10 protein-coding genes are annotated in these 19,306 nt (G+C 45.2%); 8 read left to right on the top strand and 2 right to left on the bottom strand.

Translation table 11 applies throughout. The features are described 5' to 3' along the window. Window positions 1-80 precede the first annotated feature (80 nt). From Q5076_RS10700 to Q5076_RS10675, 6 genes are all read left to right on the top strand, one after another. Window positions 81-1,142, top strand: a complete 1,062-nt coding sequence (locus Q5076_RS10700) for a glycoside hydrolase family 130 protein (RefSeq protein ID WP_303013074.1) — start codon at window positions 81-83, stop codon at window positions 1,140-1,142. After that, window positions 1,139-2,401, top strand: coding sequence for an MFS transporter (locus tag Q5076_RS10695; protein ID WP_303013072.1), 1,263 nt, complete (start codon window positions 1,139-1,141; stop codon window positions 2,399-2,401). Before Q5076_RS10700 ends, Q5076_RS10695 begins: the two co-directional genes overlap by 4 nt. After that, window positions 2,385-4,118 (top strand): hypothetical protein, encoded by a 1,734-nt coding sequence (locus Q5076_RS10690; protein ID WP_303013071.1) that lies wholly within the window; start codon window positions 2,385-2,387, stop codon window positions 4,116-4,118. The genes Q5076_RS10695 and Q5076_RS10690 overlap by 17 nt, the downstream gene beginning before the upstream one ends. A 15-nt stretch (window positions 4,119-4,133) precedes the next feature. Further along, window positions 4,134-7,202, top strand: a complete 3,069-nt coding sequence (locus Q5076_RS10685) for a TonB-dependent receptor (protein WP_303013070.1) — start codon at window positions 4,134-4,136, stop codon at window positions 7,200-7,202. Window positions 7,203-7,226: 24 nt separating this feature from the next. After that, a complete protein-coding gene (locus Q5076_RS10680; protein ID WP_303013069.1) occupies window positions 7,227-8,780 on the top strand; it encodes a RagB/SusD family nutrient uptake outer membrane protein in 1,554 nt (517 codons plus the stop codon). A 235-nt stretch (window positions 8,781-9,015) separates the two neighbouring features. After that, window positions 9,016-12,969 carry a two-component regulator propeller domain-containing protein gene (locus tag Q5076_RS10675; protein WP_303013068.1) on the top strand — a complete coding sequence of 1,318 codons (3,954 nt, stop codon included), beginning with the start codon at window positions 9,016-9,018 and terminating at the stop codon, window positions 12,967-12,969. A gap of 281 nt (window positions 12,970-13,250) precedes the next feature. Here the strand turns inward: Q5076_RS10675 and rbr are convergent, their stop codons facing one another. Next, entirely contained in the window at window positions 13,251-13,829 is a 579-nt protein-coding gene (gene rbr / locus Q5076_RS10670; protein ID WP_303013066.1) for a rubrerythrin, read from the bottom strand. A gap of 247 nt (window positions 13,830-14,076) precedes the next feature. Between rbr and Q5076_RS10665 the strand changes: the two genes are divergently transcribed. Both Q5076_RS10665 and Q5076_RS10660 read left to right on the top strand, forming a co-directional pair. After that, complete coding sequence (locus Q5076_RS10665; protein WP_303013064.1) at window positions 14,077-15,756, top strand: SulP family inorganic anion transporter; 1,680 nt, start codon at window positions 14,077-14,079, stop codon at window positions 15,754-15,756. A gap of 130 nt (window positions 15,757-15,886) precedes the next feature. Continuing rightward, complete coding sequence (locus tag Q5076_RS10660) at window positions 15,887-18,334, top strand: glycoside hydrolase N-terminal domain-containing protein (RefSeq protein WP_303013063.1); 2,448 nt, start codon at window positions 15,887-15,889, stop codon at window positions 18,332-18,334. 282 nt (window positions 18,335-18,616) lie between these two features. On the opposite strand, the gene Q5076_RS10655 is transcribed toward Q5076_RS10660, so the two are convergent. Next, a complete protein-coding gene (locus tag Q5076_RS10655) occupies window positions 18,617-19,186 on the bottom strand; it encodes an RNA polymerase sigma-70 factor (protein ID WP_303013061.1) in 570 nt (189 codons plus the stop codon). Window positions 19,187-19,306 lie beyond the last annotated feature (120 nt).

The following is a 19,306-nucleotide window of genomic DNA, read 5'->3' as shown; positions in this document are numbered from 1 at the left end:
TTCTTTGAGAATATAGTAAACGCTTTCCTGTCTTTCATCTCATACTTTTGTTCACAGAAATAATCACTAATCGAAATATTATGGATATAGCTAAAAGATGTGAGCAGAACCCCCTACTGGCTCCAAAAGATTTAAAAGCGGGAATCAACGGAATGGAAATTACATGTTTGTTAAATCCCGGAGTTTTCAAATATCAAGGCAAAATTTGGTTACTTTTGCGCGTTGCGGAAAGACCTATACAGAAAGAAGGAGTTATCAGTTTTCCTATATATAATGAAAAAGGGAAAATAGAAGTTGTTTCGTTTTCAAAGAATGACCCTGATTTGGATGCGTCAGACCCTCGCGTAATCGGTTACAAAGGGAAGAATTATCTGACTACGATGTCTTATTTGCGATTGGTTTCGAGTACCGACGGCATTCACTTCAAAGACGAACCGGAATTTCCACCTATTTTCGGAAAAGGAGAGCTGGAGGCATTCGGCATCGAAGATTGCCGTGTCGCAACAACCGAAGACGGCTTTTACCTTACTTTCACAGAAGTATCGTCAGTTGCCGTAGGGGTCGGACTGATTCATACCGACGACTGGAAAAACTATACACGGCATGGGATGATATTCCCGCCGCATAACAAAGACTGTGCCTTGTTCGAACAGAAGATAGGCGGCAAGTATTTCGCCCTTCATCGTCCCAGCAGCCCCGAACTCGGCGGCAATTACATATGGCTGGCGGAATCGCCCGACCGCCTGCACTGGGGAAACCACAAATGTGTGGCAACCACCCGCGACGGAATGTGGGATTGTGCGCGTGTAGGGGCAGGAGCGGCTCCCATAAAAACAGAAGAAGGCTGGCTGGAGATTTATCACGGAGCCGATTTTAACCACCGTTATTGCCTGGGAGCTTTGCTGCTCGATTTAAACGAGCCGTCGAAAGTGATTGCAAGAAGTGAAGAACCGATTATGGAGCCTGTCGCGGCTTATGAGCAAACCGGGTTCTTCGGAAATGTCATTTTCACGAACGGCCATATTGTAGACGGCGATACGATAACCCTGTATTACGGAGCAAGCGATGAAGTGATTTGCAAGGCAGAGCTTTCCATTTCAGAGATATTGAATGTATTAAAACAGACACAAGGGAAGTTATGAATAAACTGAAAAAAGAATATCTGTTCTTTAAGCAACAGGAACCCAACATGAGAATTCTGCTGGTTACCAATATGCTTTATGCATTGGTGCTGCCGATAGTGGAAATCTTTGTGGGAGCCTATATCATGAGGAATACAAGTGATCCGGTGATGGTTGCTTTTTATCAGTTGGCAATGTATATAGGCATCATCACCACCTCTCTTGTTAATGGTTATCTGTTAAAGAAATACAGTGTGAAGACACTGTATTCCGTAGGAATCCTGGTAAGCGGCATTTCCATGTTCGGTATGATGACTATCCGGTCACTCGGCTTCGTCGAACTGGGTCTGGCGGGTTTTTTAATGGGGGCAGCCTCAGGTTTCTTCTGGACGAACCGATACTTATTGGCCCTCTATAACACCAACGACAACAGCCGCAATTATTTCTTCGGACTGGAATCTTTCTTCTTTTCCATCAGCTCCATCGGGGTTCCTTTAATTATCGGTGCATTTATCAGCCAGATAGACGGAAAAGAAGTTTTCGGTTTCCTCTTCAACATCAATACTTCTTACTGTGTGGTTACTATAGCGGCAGTCATCATTACCGTCATCGCCTGTATGACACTGTGGAAGGGGAAATTCGAGAACCCCAAAGAAACGGACTTCCTCTATTTCCGCTTCAACATTCTCTGGAAAAAGATGCTTTGGCTAGCCGCATTGAAAGGGATGGTACAAGGTTTCTTAGTAACGGCCCCGGCCATATTAGTGTTGAAGCTGGTAGGAAATGAAGGAGCTTTGGGACTGATACAGGGAGTCAGCGGGGCACTGACTGCTGTCCTGGTGTATGTATTAGGACGTATGGCCCGCCCGGAAGACCGTTTGAAGATTTTCGTAGGAGGATTAATCGTATTCTTTGTCGGTACGCTATTCAACGGCATTCTCTTCTCTGCCACAGGAGTGATTCTTTTCGTGCTTTGCAAAGTGATATTCCAGCCTTTGTTCGACTTGGCTTATTTTCCCATTATGATGAGGACCATCGATGCGGTTGCAAAGATTGAGAACAGAAACGAGTATGCCTATATCCTGAGTCACGAGTTCGGCCTTTTCCTCGGAAGAGCTTTCGGCCTGTTACTGTTTATCTTCCTCGCTTATTGCGTGTCGCAGGATTTTGCATTGAAATATGCGTTGGTTATCGTTGCAGGATTACAACTGGCAGCATATCCCTTAGCTAAAAATATTACTAATCAAACTGATACTATCGAACATGAAAATGACAAGTAAAGGTGTTTTTGTACTTATCACCGTTTGTTCTCTGGCTTCTTGCTCAGGCAACGGAAACAACTTCGGTGAAAGGGTAGAGCAGGTTTCCATCCGTCGGGTAGACTCTATGCCCGATATGCCTGAAACTTATAAAATGCTGGACTGGAAACAAAAAGCCAGAATGTATGACCGGTTTGTTTTTGACTGGAATAATAAAAGCGAAGCCGGACCGTTAATCTGGCTGGATGATGCCCGCAGAAATATAGACCAGACTACATTCGGCCTATACACCGCCATTAAAGATATCCGTCAGGGGAAGGAGGCCAATAACGGAGAGTTCCATGAAAGCCTGAATTCACTGGCGGCTATTCTCGGTGCCGGCCTTGTAGGGATTGACAAGACGAATCAGGACGGATATAACTACGTAAAAATGGTGCAGAACTATTTCAATTCCGATAACGGATGGAATATAGTGATGAACAATACGAATCCGTCAGTAGCCCTTTTGGGAGGAGGTTATGGCCGTGACTGGTGGTATGATGTACTGCCCAATGCTTTATATTATGCGATATGTGATGTTTTCCCCGGTGTAGACGGGGCAGAGAAGATACAAAGAAGCATTGCGGAACAGTTTGTCAAAGCAGATTCGGTATTGAACGGAAATTACGATTACTCTTATTTCGATTATGCGCAAATGAAAGGAATGGTCAATCATATTCCGTTGCAACAAGACGCCGCCGGCGGTCATGCCTATGTATTGCTGTGCGCTTATCATAAGTTTGGCGACCCACGTTATCTGCAACATAGCAAGAGTGCCGTCGAAGCCCTCCTTGCCCAAAAAGAAAGTCGTTTTTACGAGGCTCTTTTACCACTCGGAGTTTATACGGCAGCCTATTTGAATGCGGTAGAGGGAGCCGGCTATGATGTATCCAAACTTCTTGATTGGGTATTTGACGGATGTAAAAGCCCTACGGGAAGAACCGGTTGGGGAATTATTGTAGGAAAATGGGGTGAATATGATGTAAGCGGCCTGCAAGGAAGCATCACGGACGGTGGAGGATATGCATTCCTCATGAACAGCATCAAACCCGCCTGGCCTTTCATTCCGATGGTGAAATACCAACCTCAATACGCAAAGGCTATCGGCAAATGGATGCTGAACAATGCAAGCGCGTGCCGTCTGTTCTATCCGGGGGAAATAGATGAAACACATCAATGGGCTCCGGAATTGAAGGACATTACGCATGACAATGTTTCCTATGAAGGTTTACGAAAGGCGGATGACTACGGGAAAGCGTCATTGAAAGGGGTCAGCCCGGTGGCAATCGGTGATGGTCCCAAATGGATAAAAGGGAATCCGACGGAAAGTATGTTCAGCGTTTACAGCTCTTCTCCCGTCGGCATCCTGGGCGCCATTGTCTGTCAGACGGATGTGGAAGGTATTCTCCGGCTGGATTGCAATGTCACAGACTTCTATGTGGAGAAGCCTTATCCGGTCTATCTCTATTACAACCCTCATAAGGAGGCCAAGACCATTACTTATCAGGCTGCCCAGCCATGTGACTTGTTTGATATCGTCGCCAAAGAATATATAGCAAAAAATATAAAGGCAGACGGTCCGGTAGAGATTCCGGCCAACGACGCAAGAGTCATTGTGGAACTTCCCGCCGGAACAGAATTAGAACTGAAAGACGGTAAGATTATTGCGAATAAACAAAATATCATTTCATATAATTAAATCTAAGTATAAACTATGAGTAAGCATTTATTATTACTGATTCTTATTCTTGCTGTTTGCACAAACGGCTTTGCACAGCAAACCAAGAGTATTTCGGGTGTGGTATATGACGGTAATACCGGAGAGGCTTTAATCGGGGTCTCTGTTCTTGAAGTGGGAACGACCAATGGCACTATCACGGATTTTGACGGCAAATATACGTTGAAAGTATCGTCGGATAAAGTTTCATTCTCATACGTAGGTTTTAAAACTGAAATTGTAAATGTGACAAACAGCGGAACGTACGATGTGAATCTATTGTCCGACAATAAATTGGACGAGGTGGTAGTTATCGGTTACGGTACTCAAAGAAAGAGTGACCTTACCGGTGCTCTGGCTTCCATAAGCAGCAAGGATATCAAGAACTATGCAGTGTCCAATGCCTCCGAACTGCTTACAGGTAAGGCAGCCGGCGTATTTGTTGCCGCCAGTTCCGGCCAGCCGGGTTCGGATGCGGTTATCCGCGTGAGAGGTTTAGGGACCGTCAATGACAACAATCCATTGTACGTAGTTGACGGCCAGTTCATGGATAACATCAGCAGTCTGAATCCCTCCGACATTGAACGTATGGAAGTATTAAAAGATGCGTCGGCTTGCGCTATTTACGGTTCGAGAGGCTCCAACGGAGTAATCCTCATCACGACGAAAGGAGGGGTGAAAGGCGAGACGACCGTAACATTGGACGCTTATGTAGGGGTGAAAAACAGTTATAGAGCATTGAACATGATGAACAGCGACCAATATTACAACTTCATCATGAAAGCATACGAAAACGATGAAAGTTTCCAAAATTCAATGAAGGACAAGTTCACCAACCAGTATCGGAAGGGGTATAATACCAACTGGTGGAACGAAGTAACCCGTACAGCCTTCAACCAGAACTATAACCTGAGTATCCGTAAAGGAACAGATAATTCGAGATCAGCTTTCAGTTTAGGCTATGTAGACGACCAGGGCGCAATCATCACGACTGAATTCAAGAGACTTTCACTCAAGGCGAATCTTGAATATGATATCAACAAATTTATCACGGTTGGCACCAATGTCAATCTGGCAAAGATAAGAAAGCGTGATGCAGGAGCAATTCCTTCATTCGATTTCATTCAAAAAGCTGATCCTTTTACTCCTGTTATCAGCCCGTTGGTAGATCCGTCTTCTGAAAATTACGAATATAACAAATATGCTCCTACCGAGTGGTCTTATGACCCTAATCCGGTAGCCATGCTCGAACTTCCTAACAGATACAATGACATATTCAATGTATTTGGTAATGTGTTTACCCAAATCAAATTGTATAAAGGATTGAGCTATCGGGTACAGTATAGCTTCGAAAGATACCATGATACTTTCAAAGACTTCCGTCCTGTCTATTCATCTACTTTTTCGGAGGACAATTTAGCGAATCAGGAAAGTAAATATAATACAGAAACTCAATTGAATAATAATAGCGCTGTAACTTCTAATTATCTGGTGGAACAACGCCTTAACTACAACACTACAATAGGCAGACATAAACTGGATGCAATGGTTGCCATGACCTATGAGAAGAACAGCAGCGAAGGTATTAATGCATTTAAGAGAAAGGCTTTAGGTAACGATGAAATCTATCAGATACTTGATGCACAAACAGCTGGAGATAACACCTCGGGAGGTAAAGAAACATCTTCTATGTTGTCGTACTTGGGACGTATCAACTATGTATATGATGACAGATACCTTGCTACAGTCAATTTCCGTGCCGACGGTTCTTCAAGATTTGCCAAACGTAACCGTTGGGGCTATTTCCCATCAGTTTCATTAGGTTGGAGAGTGAGCAATGAAGAATTCTTTAAGAACCTGAACATTGAAAATACAATTTCCAATTTAAAACTGCGTGTAGGTTGGGGACAGAATGGTAACCAACGAATCGACAGAGACGCACCTCTTACGTTAATTGGTACCAATAATGAAAATCAATGGTACTTTGGAAACGGGTACTCACAAGGTTACGTCCCGACTTATGTGGGAAATGCAGATATTAAATGGGAAACCAGCCAGCAAACCAATGTCGGTTTAGATATGTCTTTCTTTAAAAACAGCCTTGATGTTAGCATGGACTTTTATGTAAAGAAAACAAGTGACATGTTGCTGAATATGCCTATTCCTTCTTTTGGCGCCTTCCCTAACAGCCCCTTCTTCAATGCAGGAGACTTGAAGAATACCGGTTTCGAAATAGTAGTCAACTACCGTAACCAGATAGGAAAAGACTTTAATTACAATGTAGGGCTGAACATGTCTACTTATAAGACAGAAGTAACCAAACTTACATCGGAATATTTGAGTGGAAATACTAGCCGTACGTATGTAGGAGGTCCTATCGGACGTTTCTGGGGATACAAACAAATAGGAATATTCCAGAATCAGGAAGAGATAGACAATTATGTGGATAAAAATGGTACCAAGATTCAGCCTAATGCACAACCGGGTGATTTTAAGTTTGCCAAATTAGGAGAATCAGGCGAATTGAACGATGATGATGACCGTACTTTTATCGGTGATCCTAATCCGGACCTCATTTATGGTTTCAACTTAGGATTCAGTTATAAGAACTTTGATGTAAGTATGGCATTCCAGGGAACTATTGGAAATGACATCTGGAACGTTGCTAAAGGAAGCCTTGCTTCAGCAGGACGCCAGAATGCGTTGGCGGATGCTTACACAAAAGCATGGACAAAAGACGGGGATTTGGATGCTGTATATCCACGCATAACCAACTCTGACTCTAACAATAATATGAGAGGTTCTTCTTTCTATGTGGAGAACGGTTCTTACCTGCGTTTGCAGAATATGCAAATAGGTTATACACTGCCGAGTCACATTTGCCAGAAGAGCAAACTGTTTTCAAGTTGTAGATTCTATGTGAGCGGTCAGAATATATTTACTTTAACCGGTTATTCCGGACTTGATCCGGAACTGGGTATCAATAACCCATTGGATATGGGAGTGGATACTACACGTTATCCGTCTTCACGTACATTCACTTTTGGAGTTAATTTGCAATTTTAAATCTAGCTAAAAAGACATTACATTATGAGAAAAATATTATTTATAATATGCTGGGCTCTTGCCGGAGTGGGGTTGTATAGCTGCTCTCTCGACGAACCAAGTTATGGTAAAACCACAAGCGATAATTATTATCAGAAGGAAAGCGATATTGAACAAGCCTTGACAGGAGCTTATCTTCAATTACGTACAACTTGGAATGAATATGCATTAAATCATTATTTTGTAGGTGATTGTAGCACTGATGATGCCCTAAAAGGAGGAGGTAATGACGGTGACCGTGCCGAAGTACGCGACTTGTCCGACTTTACTGTCTACACAACCAATGGCGAAGTGGGCCGTCGTTGGGAAATCCTGTACAGATTAATCAATCGCTGTAACGATGTGATTTATTATGCCCCTGATGCGATAGGAAACGAAGAGCTATTGGAACGTTATGCAAACGAGGCAAAAGCATTGAGGGCATTCGGGTATTATTGCCTGGTCACCACGTTCGGAGAAGTGCCTCTAATCACTACGCCGATGCAACCCGCTGAAATACTGCAAATACCCCGCTCCCCATTGGAGAAGGTATATGAATGTATTGTAAATGATTTAACTGATGCCTCCGCACTTCCTGCAAAAGGAGATTACTCTGAAGATGATGCTTATCGTGCAACACGTGGCTTTGCTAAAACAATGCTTGCTAAAACATACATGTTCAAAGGTGATTTTACCTCTGCCGAAACGGTACTTCATGATATTATTGAAGTAGACAAAGACTATACATTGTTGAGTGATTACGGCATGAACTGGCGCACTGAATATGAAAACAGTTCGGAATCAGTATTTGAGATTGCCAACAAAGTATATGACAAAAACATAGCCACAGGTACCAATGTCCCTCACTTCTTCACAAGCAGACGCATCTCCGGTTATCAAGGATATGGATTTCACGTACCAACCCAAGATCTCCATGATGCCTTTGACGCAGATGACCCACGTATTACTTATGTATTCACACAAACCGGTGATAGATATAAAGGTGATACTGAAGCGCAGGACAATGCTGAATCTCCAAGCGGTTATCATGATTACAAGATGACTGTGCCAGCAGTAGAAAAAACAGGTTTCGACGTCTGGATGATTAGTTACAACATTCGTTTGATCCGTTATTCCGATGTTCTCTTGATGTATGCCGAAGTATTAAACGAAAATGGAAAACCAGGGCTTGCACTTCCTTACCTGAATGATGTAAGAGAAAGAGCCCGCAAAACTAATCCGATAGATCCGAGAAGAGATCAACAGACGTATGTTCCTGCTACAACAGCTAATACCCTGCCCGACATAACAGAAACGAACCCAGAACGTCTAAAAGAAATCATTTGGAAGGAGCGTCGCTGCGAATTGGCTATGGAAGGCTGGAGACGGGATGACCTAATGAGGCAAAAACGTTTCGGAACCGTGATGCGTGCTTATGCAACAAAATATAATACATCGAAAGGTGCCAATTTTAGGGACGACAGAGATTATCTGTTTCCTATACCACAAGGTGAAAGGGATAAGAGTAACAATATTCTTTCCCAAAATCCGGGTTATTAATATGAAAATGAGGGGGCGGGTTATAAAATCCGCCCTCTTTTAACAACCAACTGACCATGAAAAAGACATTATTATTTCTCGTGAATGAATGCTGAACCTAGCAAACGCCTATTGATTATTGATTGGTTGTTGACGATGAAATCATAGACTATCGTTACCGATAAAAATATGCGTGGAATAAAATAAATTCCTTATATTTGCTATCATCCTAACCGTATCAACAACATTCATTTACATGAGAAACATCTTATACGTACAAACAATTTTTATTCTGATTATTGCATTTGCCACTCCCATAAAGTCGTATGCATTCAATGTGGCAAAACACATCTCAAATGTTAACGGACTGACAAATAACTCGGTAAACTGTATTCTGGAAGATGAGGAACATACAATCTGGATTGGGACATGGGATGGACTAAATGCGTATAATGGAAGAGAAATCACAACATTCAGATATAGCAAAAACAATCCCAATTCCATAAGCAATAACGTGATCCGACAGATTATCGAATGCAAGGGCAGTTTATGGATAGCAACAGATAATGGAGTCAACCGGTTAGACAAACGAACCCGCCAGATAACAAGGTATTATCTGAGAACAGACAATAAAGTGCCTAATCAGGAAAAGTCTTTTATTTTAGGAAAGAGTGCGGCAGGAGATATCATCTGCCTTATAAAAGGGCTCGGTTTCTTTGTCTATAATGATTCTGAGGATGAGTTTAATCCGATTCACACGGACTTTGCCAGTCATGTAAAGGATTATTCCGTGAATGATTCCGATTGTATGCTTTTTCTTCTGAATAACGGAAGCACTGCGTATCTGAGTTATCACCTACTCGTGAACGGAGGAAAGCAGGATGATTTACGCCCGGTCGGCATACAGACCCCTGTGGATAAGATATTTCTGTCGAAAGGCAGATTTATCCTGAATAAAGACAACAGGATTTTCCTTTTGAATCCCGACTTTACAGTTTCCCGATGCATCGGACTGGATAACAACAAACCCGTATCGCAAGCTATTTTAGCAGGGGACAACATGTTCGTCAGCTTCATAGAAGGCGGCTGTATTCATTATGATTTGAGAAAGAATACTTTTACCTATCTGAACGGACTTTCCAGCCAGTTGTCTGTTTTCACTCTTTATTCCGGCAGCCAGAATATCTTGTGGATAGGTACGGACGGGCAAGGACTAATCCAGCTTTACCATTATGATTCTTTGTTTGAAACCGTTCACACCAGCCACCCTGTGAGATGTTTTTGCGAGGATGGAGACGGCAATATTCTGATAGGCACAAAAGGAAGCGGAATAAAGCTGTTGAATCCTGAGACCAAAGAGTTGGCAGATTATCTGGATGAGGGTAAAGGACTGATATCCAACTCCGTCTATGCATTGAAAAGAAATAAGGCCAATGATATTTTTATCGGAACGGAAGGAACCGGAATCAATATATTGAATGCCGCTACAGGACGATTGGAAAAACTAGAGATACCCGATAAATACCCGCCCTTCAAGGCTGTGTACAACATTTATTTTACGAATAACGATTCTCTTTTATGGGTCGGTACATCAGGGTATGGCTTAATCAAAATAAATATTTCCAGAGAACAGGGCCGCTACCGCGTCAAAGGGTTCCGGCAATACAACTCGTCAGATAAGAATATCTCATTGAATAACGATGTCGTTTATGCCATCACATCCGGCCCGGAAGACCATACGTTATGGTTCGGCACACGTGGCGGAGGCTTAAACTGCATTAACATCGAAAACAACGGCATAAAATCATTGGAGGATATAGACAGCCGGATTTTACTCACCAACAATGATGTATTGTGTTTGCTGCGTGACGATACCGGTATATGGATAGGGACAAGTTATGGACTGAACGAATTGAAAAAGGAGGAGAATGATTTTCACCTGATACAATATGCCGACGAGAAATTGAATAATAAAACGATTCACGGAATATTAAAAGACCATGAAGGGAATATATGGCTCAGTACCAATCAGGGGTTGTCCTGCTTGAATATAAAAAGCAACAAAACAGACAACTATACGTTGAATGACGGATTGCAGAACGATGAATTCTCTGATGGGGCTTTCTTCAAGGATAAACGTGATTTCCTTTATTTCGGAGGAGTAAGCGGGTTCAGTTATTTCAATCCCCGCAATATACGGTTGCGCAAGTTCAATCCCCCGCTTGCATTAAGTAGCTTGAAGATATATAATACGGTGCAGGATATGAATGAACGAATCAGAAAAGGAGTGTTGAAACTCAGCTACGAAGAACGGTTCATGACTTTCAATTTCATAGCCAAAGACTTTATCAACAATGAAAACTGCGAATATGCCTACCGCTTGAAGAACCATTCGGATGATTGGGTGGAAATGGGCAATAATCCGAATATTATCTTTACCCAGCTTCCTCCGGGTGAGTATCAGCTCGAAGTGAAGAGCACGAACGGCGACAAGGTATGGGGAGACAACATCTATCACTTAACCATAAAGGTAGGTTATCCGTGGTGGCTTAGTGTCCCGGCCTTGATTATCTATGCCATATTATGCGTTATTATCTTCTATATTACAAGGTCTGTCATCAAAAACCGCATACGGCTAAGCCGCCAGATTCTTATAGCCCAGGTAGAGAAACGGCATGAACGGAAGATATACGAATCCCGGCTTAACTTTTTCACGAATGTGGCACATGAGTTCTTCACTCCGCTGACTTTGATTTATACACCCGCCCAACACTTGTTGGAACAGAACGGGCTGGATAGCAACACCAAGAAGTATCTCCAAATAATAAAGAATAATGCCGAAAGGATGCAGAAGCTGATTAGTGAGCTGATGGAGTTCCGTAAAACCAAATCGGGCAATATGAATTTGCATCCCGAAAATGTGAACGTGAAAACATTGATGGAGTATGCTTCCAATAATTACGTGGATATACTGAAAGAGAATAAAATAGACTTCAAGGTGGAGACGCATGATACGTCAGAGATATATTCCGACCGCAATGTTTTGGAGAAAATCATATTCAACCTGCTGTCGAATGCTTTCAAATATACTCCCCGTTACGGATATATTCACGTCGAACTATCTCAGAATGAAGCCGATAAAACCTTGTATCTGATTGTAAGGAATTCAGGCAAGGGATTAACAGAGCAACAGATGGCAGAGATATTTGACAAGTATAAGATATTCGATACTCCCAAATTGGGCAACTCCGTAAGCAATGGCATAGGTTTGAACCTGACAAAGAGCCTGGTCGAATTGTTAGGCGGGCAGATAAGCGTAAGCAGTGAGCTGGGAAAGAATGTAGAATTTTCAGTTGTAGTTCCTCCTCTGCCATCCGGGCATTCACTTGTTGCGACAGATGAAAAGGATTCGTTGCAGAAAGAAAAAAACGAGCAGGACGACTCATCCCCCCGCAAAGACACTGTCATACTGATAGTGGAAGATGAGAAGAATATCAGGAACCTGCTGAAAGATGTCCTCTCCGACTATGTGATACATGAAGCCAAAGACGGGACGGAGGCTTTGAAAGAGATAGAGCACAACCATCCGGATATTATTATAAGTGATATTGTCATGCCCAATATGGACGGTTTAAGTCTAATTCATAAGTTGAAATCCGATTTGAAAACAAGCTATATTCCAATTATAGGAATATCGGCAAAAGCGTCCGTAGAAGACCAGATTAATGCCTTTAATCATGGTGCGGATGCGTATATCGTCAAACCATTTCACCCGAGGCAAGTGATATCCGCCATAGAGAATCTGCTGTCGAGGCAGATGCTTTTAAAGGACTACTTCAATTCCAGCATGTCTTCCGTGAAAGTAAAAGACGGGATTGTGCTTCATCCGGAAGACGAAGAGCTGATACAGAATGTAACGGATTTCATCAAGAATAATATAGATGATGAGTTATTAAGCCCTTCTTCTATTGCCGAGTTCGTAGGAGTGAGTAAAGCTACTTTATACCGGAAGTTCAAAGAAATAATAGACAAAACTCCGAGTGAGTTTGTACGGGGCATCAGACTGGAACATGCAGCCAAACTACTAAGGACAACCAAGTTGACCGTATCCGAGATTATGTTCAAGTGCGGATTCTCCAACAAATCTTATTTCTATCGGGAATTCCTAAAGCAATACGGCGTATCTCCCAAAGATTACCGGAATCAATAGATAAAGGATAACCGGATAACTCTTGTTTAAATACCCAAAAGACTATCCGAAAAATAAGTAAGTCCTACCAATCTGTCATTCACTTTGTTCAAAACATAGTCAGAACGTAGTGAAGCATCTTTTCTTTGATTAATAGAAAGGACAAATCCTTCTACAAACAGGATGAGAGAGTAAAATGATAGCAATTTGTTTTTTCGGTGACGAAAAATGCCGCTTGCATATTACTGTAAGCGGCATTTTCTTTATCTAAATCATCCAAGATTTATCTATTCATCTATTGATTAATAGTTTTCTTTCTTCACCTCGAAATAAGCCTGCGGATGCAAACAGGCCGGGCAAACTTCAGGAGCTTCCTTACCTACAGTGATATAACCGCAGTTACGGCATTGCCATACCACTTCGCCTTCTTTAGCGAACACAGTCATATTTTCGATGTTGTTCACGAAAGCAAGGTATCTTTCTTCGTGGCCTTTCTCGGCAACTGCAATGTTGCGGTACATAGCGGCAATCATCGGAAAACCTTCCTGTTCGGCCACATCTGCAAAATGAGGATAATCCAAAGCCCATTCTTCATGTTCGCCGGCAGCGGCGGCACGAAGATTTTCAAGCGTAGTGCCTATTACGCCCGCCGGATAACTGGCGGTGATTTCCACCATGCCGCCTTCCAGGTATTTAAACATCCGTTTTGCATGTTCCTTTTCCTGGTCCGCCGTTTCCGTAAAAATCGCGGCAACCTGTTCGTAGCCTTCTTTTTTTGCCACACTGGCGAAATAAGTGTAACGCATTCTTGCCTGTGATTCTCCGGCGAATGAAGTCAGCAGGTTCTTTTCTGTCTGAGTTCCCTTGATACTTTTAGTCATAATTCTTAATCTATTTTAAATGGGTAATTGCCAAAACGTAACTTGTCGTACTATAACAACACAAATATACGCCATTTGTTTGTAATAACCCTCCTTTTCCCTATGAATAAAAACTATCGGACCATCGATAAAACCTATTAACAAGCAAATAGTATGCCGGATAACATATTTATTCCGATTATTTTATCTAATTTTGCAACCTCTGCTTTACAAAAAGAACAGGACATACGTATAACAACATCTAAAAATGAAGCTATTTGAATTCAAACCCAAACTGGTTTCCTGCCTGAAAAACTACTCGAAAGAAACGTTTACGGCAGACCTCATGGCCGGCATCATCGTAGGTATCGTCGCGCTCCCGCTAGCCATAGCCTTCGGTATCGCTTCGGGAGTATCGCCGGAAAAAGGTATCATCACCGCCATCATCGCCGGGTTCATCATCTCCCTGATGGGAGGGAGCAAGGTGCAAATCGGCGGCCCCACAGGAGCATTCATCGTCATTATTTACGGCATCATCCAGCAATACGGCGAAGCGGGCCTGATTGTGGCGACCCTCATGGCAGGCATACTCCTTATATTATTAGGGGTATTCAAGCTCGGAGCGGTAATCAAGTTCATCCCTTACCCCATCATCGTAGGTTTCACCAGCGGTATCGCCGTCACCATCTTCACCACGCAAATCGCGGACATCTTCGGACTGTCTTTCGGGGAAGAGAAGGTTCCGGGCGACTTCATCGGGAAATGGATGATTTACTTCCGCCATTTCGATACAGTGAACTGGTGGAACACCGTCACCAGCATTATCAGTATCGTCATCATCGCCGTCACCCCGAAGTTCTCGAAGAAAATCCCCGGCTCGCTGGTTGCAATCATCATCGTCACCGCCGCCGTTTACCTGATGAAGACTTTCGGAGGAATCGACTGTATCCAGACCATCGGCGACCGTTTCACCATCAAATCGGAACTGCCCGGCGCCGTGGTTCCCGCCCTGGACTGGGAAGCTGTCAGAGAGCTGTTCCCGGTGGCTGTCACCATCGCCGTGCTGGGAGCCATCGAGTCTTTACTGTCCGCTACCGTGGCGGACGGAGTGATAAGCGACCGCCATGACTCCAATACGGAACTTATCGCACAGGGAGCGGCAAACATCATAACCCCGCTATTCGGAGGCATTCCCGCCACCGGAGCCATCGCCCGCACCATGACGAATATCAACAACGGGGGCAAGACACCGGTAGCCGGCATCATCCATGCGGTGATACTGCTGCTAATCCTGCTTTTCCTGATGCCGCTCGCACAATACATTCCGATGGCGTGCCTGGCAGGCGTGCTGGTTATCGTTTCTTACAACATGAGCGGCTGGAGGGTGTTCAAGGCTCTGCTGAAAAACCCGAAATCGGATGTCACCGTATTGCTCATCACTTTCTTCCTTACCGTTATCTTCGACTTGACCGTCGCCATCGAGATAGGGCTGGTGATTGCCTGCGTGCTCTTTATGAAACGTGTCATGGAGACGACCGAAATCTCTGTCATCACGGACGAAATCGACCCTAACAAAGAATCGGACATCGCCGTGCACGAAGAAAACCTCATCGTCCCCAAAGGGGTGGAAGTGTATGAAATCAACGGCCCTTACTTTTTCGGCATCGCCACGAAATTCGAAGAAACGATGGCGCAACTGGGAGACCGCCCGAAAGTACGCATCATCCGCATGCGTAAAGTACCTTTCATCGACTCCACGGGCATCCACAACCTGGCGACGCTTTGCGAAATGTCACAAAAGGAGAAGATTACCGTTATCCTCTCCGGGGTAAACGGCAAAGTGCACAAGGTACTGGAGAAATCCGGTTTCTACGAACTGCTGGGAAAAGACAACATCTGTCCGAACATCAACGTAGCGCTGGACAGGGCGAGAGACATCGTAGAATGATAGCATTCTGCGGTGTTTCCGGCAACAGGCCGGCAGGTACGGAAAACAGACGCCGGATGCCGGCATCCGGAAAACCATTGCCTTTGTGAAAGATATTCCTTGAAATACATTCCTTTAAACGATACATATTATGAAAAAACTTTGCTCTCTTATTCTCTGCACCCTGTTTTCGCTTTCGGCTTCACCGGCCGGAAATGCGGATTACACTCAGGGGCTTTCCATTTGGTTCGATACTCCCAACAACCTCGACGGACGGGCTGTCTGGTTGCGCGCTTCCGGGCGGGGAACCAATCCGGACCAGGCATGGGAAAGCCGTTCCTTGCCCATCGGCAACGGCAGCCTGGGGGCGAATATCATGGGGTCGGTATCTGCCGAACGCATCACCCTCAATGAAAAGACATTGTGGAAGGGAGGGCCGAATACCGCCAAAGGAGCCGGATACTACTGGAACGTAAACAAACAGTCGGCAAATGTCCTGAAAGAAATCCGGCAGGCTTTCCTGGACGGGGACAAAGAAAAGGCCGCTTCCCTTACCAGGGAGAATTTCAACGGGCTGGCCGCCTATGACGAACCTGAGACTCCGTTCCGTTTCGGCTCGTTTACCACGATGGGAGAGCTTTACGTGGAAACCGGGCTCAGCGAAATCAACATGGGCAACTACCGCCGCATCCTGTCACTGGACTCTGCAATGGCCGTAGTCCAGTTCGATAAAGACGGAACGCGGTATCAACGGAAATATTTCATCTCGTATCCGGACAGCGTGATGGTTATGAAATTCACGGCCGACCGGGGAGGGAAGCAGAATCTCGTACTCAGCTATTGCCCGAACAGCGAAGCCGAAAGCCGGCTGGAAACGGACGGCGCCGACGGGCTGCTGTACACCGGAATCCTTAAAAACAACCGCATGAAGTTCGCTCTCCGCATCAAGGCGCTTCATAAAGGAGGGACGCTGGAAACCGGAAACGGCCGGATTACGGTAAAAGACGCCGACGAGGTGATATTCCTGCTGACGGCCGACACCGACTATAAGATGAATTTCGACCCGGATTTCAACGACCCGGAAACCTACGTCGGCAACGACCCGGTACTGACAACACGCTCCATGATGGACAAAGCCCTGCAGAAGGGGTATGAGGAGCTGTGCCGCAACCACAAAGCGGACTACACCGCCTTATTCAACCGCGTGCATCTCCGGCTGAACCCGGAAACGGGCGCCCCCGACCTGCCGACGGACAAACGTCTGGCAAACTACAGGAAAGGAACGCCGGACTACCAACTGGAACAGTTGTACTACCAGTTCGGACGTTACCTGCTCATCGCCAGCTCACGGCCCGGCAATATGCCTGCCAACCTGCAGGGGATATGGCACAACAACACGGACGGCCCGTGGCGGGTGGACTACCACAACAACATCAACGTACAAATGAATTACTGGCCCGCCTGCTCCACCAACCTGGCGGAATGCGCATGGCCTCTGATAGATTTCATACGCAGCCTGGTGAAACCCGGCGAGCAGACGGCGCAGGCTTATTTCAACGCCCGCGGATGGACCGCCTCCATCTCCGCCAACATTTTCGGATTTACGGCGCCTCTGTCCAGCACGTCTATGGAATGGAACCTGAATCCCACCGCCGGTCCCTGGCTCGCCACGCATATCTGGGAATATTACGACTACACCCGCGACAGGAAATTCCTGAAAGAAATCGGTTACGGGCTTATCAAGAGCAGCGCCCGGTTCACGGTGGACCATCTGTGGCGCAAGCCCGACGGCAGTTATACCGCCGCCCCTTCCACCTCTCCCGAACACGGCCCGGTAGACGAGGGGGTGACTTTCGCGCATGCCGTCGTGCGTGAAATATTGTCAGACGCCATCCAGGCGAGCAAAGTGCTCGGAGTGGACGCCAAAGAACGCAGGCAATGGGAGAATGTGCTGGAGAAACTCGCCCCGTACCGCATAGGACGGTACGGCCAGTTATTGGAATGGTCGACGGACATAGACGACCCGAAAGACAAACACCGCCACGTCAACCATTTGTTCGGGTTGCATCCGGGACATACGATTTCCCCCGTCACGACTCCCGAACTCGCACAGGCGGCCAAGGTCGTACTGGAACACCGCGGAGACGGCGCGACGGGATGGAGCATGGGCTGGAAGCTCAACCAATGGGCGCGGCTCCAGGACGGGAACCATGCATACAAATTATATGCCAACCTGTTAAAGAACGGCACGCTGGATAACTTATGGGATACCCACCCGCCTTTCCAAATCGACGGGAATTTCGGAGGCACGGCAGGAATCACCGAGATGCTGCTGCAAAGCCATATGGGATTTATCCAACTGCTTCCCGCCTTGCCGGACGTCTGGAAAAACGGGTCGGTCGGCGGTATCTGTGCCAAAGGGAACTTTGAGGTCGCTATCTCGTGGAAAGAAGGGGAGCTGGAGAAAGCGACCGTTCTCTCCAAATCGGGAGTCCCCTGCACGTTGAGGTATAAAGACAGCACACTGGCGTTCAAAACGGAGAAAGGGAAAAAATACGAGGTAACTCTGGCGGAGAACCGCTTGAAGCTCGGCAAATAAGAACCGGTACGGGGGAGTGTCAAAACCTGATTTTGAAAGAAACGGGCTTCTCATCTGAAGCCTGGCACTCTTCACCGCAATAAAAAGACCGTATCCGACTTACTACATGTAAACGTTCTTCAAAATTGTGATGTCTATACATAATGCCCCCCAAAAGTTTTGTGTCTAACTTTTGGGGGGCATTTCAGAGTAATGATACGGTTTTTCCATGTCTATCCGTTATCATCCGTAACTGTTCCGGATGTTCCTCTCTGTTCGGACACATTCCCCTTTTCCATGCCGTCACAACATCATCACGATATTGAAAAGATAATCTTTCAGCCCGGTACGCAACAATTTCAAGGCTTGCTGGATGCGGTAGGCCACCGTCTTAGGAGATATGCCGAGCGCATCGCCTATCTCCTGATAGGTCATTTCCTGAAAACGGTGCATCTTAAACACTTCCCGGTAAAGAGGGGGCAAGGCACGGATGGCTTCCCTGACAAGCCGTGTCAGCTCTTCCATCTGATAATAATCCGTCTCCTCCAGACGTTTCTGCATCTTCTGGAAAAAAACATTCTCGGCGCGTTGCTTGACTTCGTGCGATGCGATACGGTCTAACGCCCGGTGATACACCATACGGAAAAAATACTGTACAGGCGACTCTATAAGAAATCCCGTCTCTCTGCTCTCCCAGACCCACACCAGGCAATCCTGCACAATCTCTTCGGCGTCTTCAAGCGAAACCAACTTATGGCAATAGGCGCAAAGCATGGGATAGAAAGCCTGAAACAGGTTGTCAAAGGCTCTTTTATCACCCATCCGGATAGATGATAACCACAAAAGCGTCTTCTCGTTTAAAGAGTCATTCATTTTAACCTGAAAGTAATTTAAAGACAAAAGTATAGTTTTATTAAGAAAAAACACTAAAAACATGCAAAAAAAAGCGTTTTTCGTTTAGACAACTCTTTTTCCCGCCCGTCTTAATATAAA

It is taken from the genome of uncultured Bacteroides sp. (assembly GCF_958445495.1).
Classification (GTDB): Bacteria; Bacteroidota; Bacteroidia; order Bacteroidales; family Bacteroidaceae; genus Bacteroides.
This window is presented reverse-complemented; position numbering and strand designations above follow the sequence as displayed.

Excerpts from the sequence above, each read along its gene's own strand:
- rbr (WP_303013066.1), bottom strand. The coding sequence starts at position 13,829 with ATGACTAAAAGTATCAAGGGAACTCAGACAGAAAAGAACCTGCTGACT.
- Q5076_RS10695 (WP_303013072.1), top strand. The coding sequence starts at position 1,139 with ATGAATAAACTGAAAAAAGAATATCTGTTCTTTAAGCAACAGGAACCC.
- Q5076_RS10655 (WP_303013061.1), bottom strand. The coding sequence starts at position 19,186 with ATGAATGACTCTTTAAACGAGAAGACGCTTTTGTGGTTATCATCTATC.
- Q5076_RS10675 (WP_303013068.1), top strand. The coding sequence starts at position 9,016 with ATGAGAAACATCTTATACGTACAAACAATTTTTATTCTGATTATTGCA.
- Q5076_RS10685 (WP_303013070.1), top strand. The coding sequence starts at position 4,134 with ATGAGTAAGCATTTATTATTACTGATTCTTATTCTTGCTGTTTGCACA.
- Q5076_RS10660 (WP_303013063.1), top strand. The coding sequence starts at position 15,887 with ATGAAAAAACTTTGCTCTCTTATTCTCTGCACCCTGTTTTCGCTTTCG.
- Q5076_RS10680 (WP_303013069.1), top strand. The coding sequence starts at position 7,227 with ATGAGAAAAATATTATTTATAATATGCTGGGCTCTTGCCGGAGTGGGG.
- Q5076_RS10700 (WP_303013074.1), top strand. The coding sequence starts at position 81 with ATGGATATAGCTAAAAGATGTGAGCAGAACCCCCTACTGGCTCCAAAA.
- Q5076_RS10690 (WP_303013071.1), top strand. The coding sequence starts at position 2,385 with ATGAAAATGACAAGTAAAGGTGTTTTTGTACTTATCACCGTTTGTTCT.
- Q5076_RS10665 (WP_303013064.1), top strand. The coding sequence starts at position 14,077 with ATGAAGCTATTTGAATTCAAACCCAAACTGGTTTCCTGCCTGAAAAAC.